The 4,228-nt window shown below is 62.4% G+C and carries 9 protein-coding genes; 8 read left to right on the top strand and 1 reads right to left on the bottom strand.

Features of this window, described 5'->3' with window-relative positions; translation table 11 throughout:
* On the top strand, positions 1 to 426 hold a 426-nt coding region (locus F624_RS0131760), incomplete at its 5' end, for a hypothetical protein (protein ID WP_211224197.1).
* Positions 427 to 486: 60 nt separating this feature from the next.
* On the opposite strand, the gene F624_RS0131755 is transcribed toward F624_RS0131760, so the two are convergent.
* Positions 487 to 744, bottom strand: a complete 258-nt coding sequence (locus F624_RS0131755; protein ID WP_019578391.1) for a transcriptional regulator — start codon at positions 742 to 744, stop codon at positions 487 to 489.
* A gap of 76 nt (positions 745 to 820) precedes the next feature.
* Here F624_RS0131755 and F624_RS33820 point away from each other — a divergent pair, with 76 nt between their 5' ends.
* The 7 genes from F624_RS33820 (at position 821) to F624_RS0131715 (ending at position 4,202) form a co-directional block, all read left to right on the top strand.
* Complete coding sequence (locus F624_RS33820; RefSeq protein WP_019578390.1) at positions 821 to 1,498, top strand: S24 family peptidase; 678 nt, start codon at positions 821 to 823, stop codon at positions 1,496 to 1,498.
* Positions 1,499 to 2,063: 565 nt separating this feature from the next.
* A complete protein-coding gene (locus F624_RS0131740; protein ID WP_019578388.1) occupies positions 2,064 to 2,267 on the top strand; it encodes a hypothetical protein in 204 nt (67 codons plus the stop codon).
* Complete coding sequence (locus F624_RS34570; protein ID WP_084679907.1) at positions 2,264 to 2,548, top strand: hypothetical protein; 285 nt, start codon at positions 2,264 to 2,266, stop codon at positions 2,546 to 2,548. Before F624_RS0131740 ends, F624_RS34570 begins: the two co-directional genes overlap by 4 nt.
* On the top strand, positions 2,545 to 2,769 hold the full coding sequence (locus F624_RS0131730; protein WP_019578386.1) for a hypothetical protein: 225 nt from the start codon (positions 2,545 to 2,547) through the stop codon (positions 2,767 to 2,769). Before F624_RS34570 ends, F624_RS0131730 begins: the two co-directional genes overlap by 4 nt.
* 16 nt (positions 2,770 to 2,785) lie before the next feature.
* Positions 2,786 to 3,190 (top strand): hypothetical protein, encoded by a 405-nt coding sequence (locus tag F624_RS0131725; protein WP_019578385.1) that lies wholly within the window; start codon positions 2,786 to 2,788, stop codon positions 3,188 to 3,190.
* Positions 3,191 to 3,281: 91 nt separating this feature from the next.
* Positions 3,282 to 3,599 (top strand): DUF6378 domain-containing protein, encoded by a 318-nt coding sequence (locus F624_RS0131720; RefSeq protein ID WP_019578384.1) that lies wholly within the window; start codon positions 3,282 to 3,284, stop codon positions 3,597 to 3,599.
* A 3-nt stretch (positions 3,600 to 3,602) separates the two neighbouring features.
* Positions 3,603 to 4,202, top strand: a complete 600-nt coding sequence (locus tag F624_RS0131715; protein WP_019578383.1) for a hypothetical protein — start codon at positions 3,603 to 3,605, stop codon at positions 4,200 to 4,202.
* Positions 4,203 to 4,228: the final 26 nt, after the last annotated feature.

Here is a 4,228-nt window from a genome sequence, read left to right as displayed (position 1 = left end):
AAATTTGAAATACGGCCAGCGCGGCTGGACCAGAAACTGGAGGGCATGAACACAGACCCAACCCAAAGCCAGAAAGGCACACCGATGGACATGAATCCAGGCGACCTGGAATCCGGCATGCATGACGCGCTGGTCAAGGTGGCAGGGCCCATGCTTGAGGAGCAGGCCGAGATGCGGGCCCAACTGGGCTCCCACCAGTTATTGCTGGCTCTTGTCTTTGCGGACCGCTTTACCAATGACCGCAGCACCTTTGATGGCCTCATGACCAGGCTGCTGGATCTGACGGGCGCTGCAGCAAACACCCTACCTGGCGGGCCGTGCACGCCCGAAGCATTGGCAGCCGAAAGCCGGGTACGGATGCTCCTGCTGCAGTTCCAAGGCCTCGTGGGTAGAACACTTGCCGCCAGCCACGACCTTGCAAAGTAAGCGCTAGGCGCCCCAGGACATGGACAGCCATCGCCGCACTTCGAGGTCAGAAAAAGTAGGTCAGGCCGGCACGATGGCTGCACTTTGGCTCTCCGCGATTTCGGGCCAGATCTCCATCCAGTCCTCAGGCCGCAATTCCGCCAGGGTGACCGCACCGTCGGTCTCGCGCTCGATCCGCCGACAAAGGCCCGGGCTCGGTCGGCGCCCGTCAAGGCGGGCCGCCAACTGCTGCAGGTAGACCGATGAAATGCACAGCCGTTGCGCGAACTTCCGGATGTCGCCGTGCGGCAAGAGGTCCAGGTACGAACGTAAATTCATTGTTATGCGTTTTGCGCCAATTTTAATGAAGCATATCGCATCACAAATTTATATGCAACTCGCATAAGCTCGCAAAATGGAAAAACCCGAGAGTCCCCGTCGCATGCGCCGCCGTCTTCGCCTCATCCAGTTGCTGGCCGAAGTGGGGGGCGCTGCCCAGGCGGCCCGCGAATCCGACACCCCAACTTCCCATTTCTCAGCCCTCGTCAAGGGGCGCAGAGGACTGGGCGACGAGCTCGCCAAAAAGTTTGAGGAGGTGTTTCACAAACCCCCAGGATGGTTTGACTTGGCACCCGAGGATCAGTCAGCACTGACTGATGGGGCCGGCTCGGCGGCTGCGCAAAGGGTAGCCATTCCCTTTGTGGAAATAGAACTTCAGCCTGGCTCCAGCAGCTTCAAGGTAAACCACTCAACGCGCGATCCCGATCCACTCTTCATGCCTCCAAAATGGTTTACCGAGCGAAACCTGCAACCCGACCGTTTGTTTGCGCTGCGCGTGGGCGACGACTCGATGCAGCCAGGCCTGTATCGAGATGACATCGTGATCATGAATTCAGAAGCCACAGCGCCGATAGATGGCATGGTCTACCTGGTCAACTTTGAGGGGACTGCCATGCTCAAGCGCCTGAGCAGAGATGCTGGCCAGTGGTGGCTTCGCTCAGACAATCACGACCAGCGACGCTTTCCTGTCAAAAGCGCCGAGGGTGTCCCACTCATGGGGCTCATCGTTCACAAGCTCAGCGATCAAGTCTGATCAGACACCCAAAAGAAAAAGGAAGCCCCCGCTTAGGCCATTGCGGGCAAAACCGGACCGCACCATGACGGCCGGCACGGCATACGCCCCACCCACCAACGGCACCACCCATCGGGTGGCCTTTCTTTGCCAGAAAAGGGGGACCCGAGTACGCACCCCTACCAGTCGCTGGTAGTGGGCTTGCGCTAGCTGCGCAGTTGCATGGCGGGCCACTTCCACGCCATCCAGAAACACCGCATAGGGCGCAATCAGATCCACTGAGACCCGGCCTTGCCGCCTCACCTTCCTGCTTTCCATCAATCACTCCAGTTCGTTGGACTTCGCTCCCGCCTTGACGGCGCGGGACGTTGCAGCTTTACCGCTCCTTCACAGTTCAAGCATCCGGCTTAGACCACCCCCAAGCTAGGCGATCCTTGCAGCCCTCGGAGGTTTGTAACAAAGGTCAACAACAGACCGGCATGCATAAGAACTCCCATTTCTTGCACCAAATACTTATGCAATCAGCTTGCATTTGATGATGCATTATGCATAATTCGCCTTCATCGCAAATCGATAGAGGCAAGAGATGCACATCACCCCCTTGCGCAGCTACCGCGCAACCCTGATCCCCAAGGACCTGGACCGCTCAGAGGTTCAAGGCCACGCCGCCAACGGCAAGCTGCCGACCATCCAGCTCAAGGCCGCCAGCGCTGACCGCGCCCAGGCTGCCGCCCATCACACCACGGGCTTGGCGGTGCTGTGCGTGGACCGGGTTGGGGGTGGCGAATGAGCGCGGCCGCCCTACCCTCTCGCGAGCCGGTGGCGGGAGCCATCGTCTTGCGCCCTGTCGCGCACTTCAAGTCGGACAGCTACAGCGCTAGATCTGACTTCGGTCACACCGCCCAGGGCTACTGGTACCGGATGCGAGACCAGCGCGAATTTGGCTGGCCGCTGGAGGCCCTGCGCCATTTCCTGAAGCTGTCGATGTGGGATGAGCGCGGCCGGCTTTGGCAATGCGCCACGCCTGCCGTGATCGATGACTTCGGCAACCTGGTGGAGGTTTCGCCATGAGCCGCACCACGTTGATCAATGCCCTGTGCGTGCTGGTGATGGCCTTGGTGCTGGGCACCGCCCATCTCTGGGGTCCCAGCGAGCTGGAGGCCATGGAGGCCGTGGCCGATGAGCGCCGTGCTGCCCCTGTCGAGATGGCCGAGCTCAAGCGGGCCGAAGCGGTATCCCCTGCCGCCATGGGGAGCATGCCTTCCCGCCTGCCTCCCGGCTTTTCTCACTGACCAAGCGAGGCCCGCCATGCCCACCCTCGTCACTTCGACCATGTTTGTAGCGAAGCAGCGACCTTTGGTCGCCCCTGCTGCGGACGGCACGTTTCAGCTCACGCTGCGGCTGTTGGATCGCCTGGGCTCTGAGTCGCGCCAGGTGGAGAGCTGGCTGGTGCGCTGGTCTGGCCGCGAGGCGGCTGCCTGGTGGCACCGCCATGGTCCCCAGGTGGTGGCCGGCCAACCGGTGGACGTGGTGCTGTCGCGGCCCCGGGTCTTCTACACCGGCCGGGGCGACTTCCGCACGGCCGAGCTGCATGCCACCGCCAAGCGGCTGGCCCTGGCGCCACGCCGCAAGGCACCGGCCTCTTCGGCAACTCCTGCCGCAACGCCTTCCGCATCCCTTTCTCAACCACCTGCAGCCCTGATCGCTGCGTAAACCCTTCGGAGGTTTTCCCATGTCTGTTTCAACACAGAAGAGACTCGCTCGCCCTTTGAAAGCCGTTTTGCCTGTTTCGCAGGCAGTTTCGGTGCAAAAGTCGATAGTGCTGGGCTCGGCTGACAGCTTTTTGCGCACCGCTGCGGCCACGATCCTGGACCGTGGTGTGCACCGCGACACCAGCGCAGAAGGGGCCCAGCAGGAGCGCAGCATGGCGGCCACCGTGGCGGCCTTCAATGCCCTGGAGGGCACGTCGCTGACCGAGCGCCAGGGCTGGGCCTTCATGCAGGTGCTCAAGCTGGCCCGCTCGGCTGCTTCGGCCCGTAACGGCCAGTTCAACCCGGATGACTTCGTGGATGGTGCGGCCTATGCCGCCTTGGCCGGTGAATCGGCTGTGCCGAAGGATTGAGCCATGGCAGCCGATACCTGGATGATCACGGCCCGAGGGGCCGAGCACCACCTGGCGGGCGTGGGCATGGCGGTGAACCGGTTTGAGATTCAAACAATTGCGCATGCCCTGGCCCAGATCAATCGCTTCACGGGCCATGCGGTGCGCCCTTACAGCGTGGCCGAGCACAGCCTGCTGTGCTGCGCCCTGGCGGCCCGCGAGGGCCTGAGCCCCAGCGTGCAACTGGCTTGCCTGATGCATGACGCCCATGAGGCATTCACGGGGGATGTGGCCAGCCCGGTGAAGTGGAGCCTGCAGGGGGCGTGGGATGGCTTCGAGCATGTCCACGCGCTGCAGGTGCGCCGCTGGTACGGGTTGCAGTCGACCTTTGCCGCGCACCGGGCAACGATCCGGCATTTCGACCTAGTAGCCCTGGCCACGGAGCGGCGGGATCTGACGCTTTGGGATGCGGACCAGCACGAACCGTGGGCGATCTTGGACACGCCCGGTGCCGAAGTTCGGCCTACCGCCGACAACCTGCTCGAGGGTTGGCGAGATTGCCCCTGGTCCACCTGGCGGGACCGGTTTGTTCAAACCTTTTATGCGCTTCGCGCGGAGGCCTGAGCATGATGGGCCCCACCTACCAACCC

The organism is Curvibacter lanceolatus ATCC 14669 (genome assembly GCF_000381265.1).
Classification (GTDB): Bacteria; Pseudomonadota; Gammaproteobacteria; order Burkholderiales; family Burkholderiaceae_C; genus Curvibacter; species Curvibacter lanceolatus.
The sequence above is the reverse complement of the archived record's forward strand: the minus strand, read 5'-3'. Positions and strand labels throughout refer to the sequence as shown.

Excerpts from the sequence above, each read along its gene's own strand:
- F624_RS0131715 (WP_019578383.1), top strand. The coding sequence starts at position 3,603 with ATGGCAGCCGATACCTGGATGATCACGGCCCGAGGGGCCGAGCACCAC.
- F624_RS0131755 (WP_019578391.1), bottom strand. The coding sequence starts at position 744 with ATGAATTTACGTTCGTACCTGGACCTCTTGCCGCACGGCGACATCCGG.
- F624_RS34570 (WP_084679907.1), top strand. The coding sequence starts at position 2,264 with ATGAGCGCGGCCGCCCTACCCTCTCGCGAGCCGGTGGCGGGAGCCATC.
- F624_RS0131725 (WP_019578385.1), top strand. The coding sequence starts at position 2,786 with ATGCCCACCCTCGTCACTTCGACCATGTTTGTAGCGAAGCAGCGACCT.
- F624_RS0131730 (WP_019578386.1), top strand. The coding sequence starts at position 2,545 with ATGAGCCGCACCACGTTGATCAATGCCCTGTGCGTGCTGGTGATGGCC.
- F624_RS33820 (WP_019578390.1), top strand. The coding sequence starts at position 821 with ATGGAAAAACCCGAGAGTCCCCGTCGCATGCGCCGCCGTCTTCGCCTC.
- F624_RS0131740 (WP_019578388.1), top strand. The coding sequence starts at position 2,064 with ATGCACATCACCCCCTTGCGCAGCTACCGCGCAACCCTGATCCCCAAG.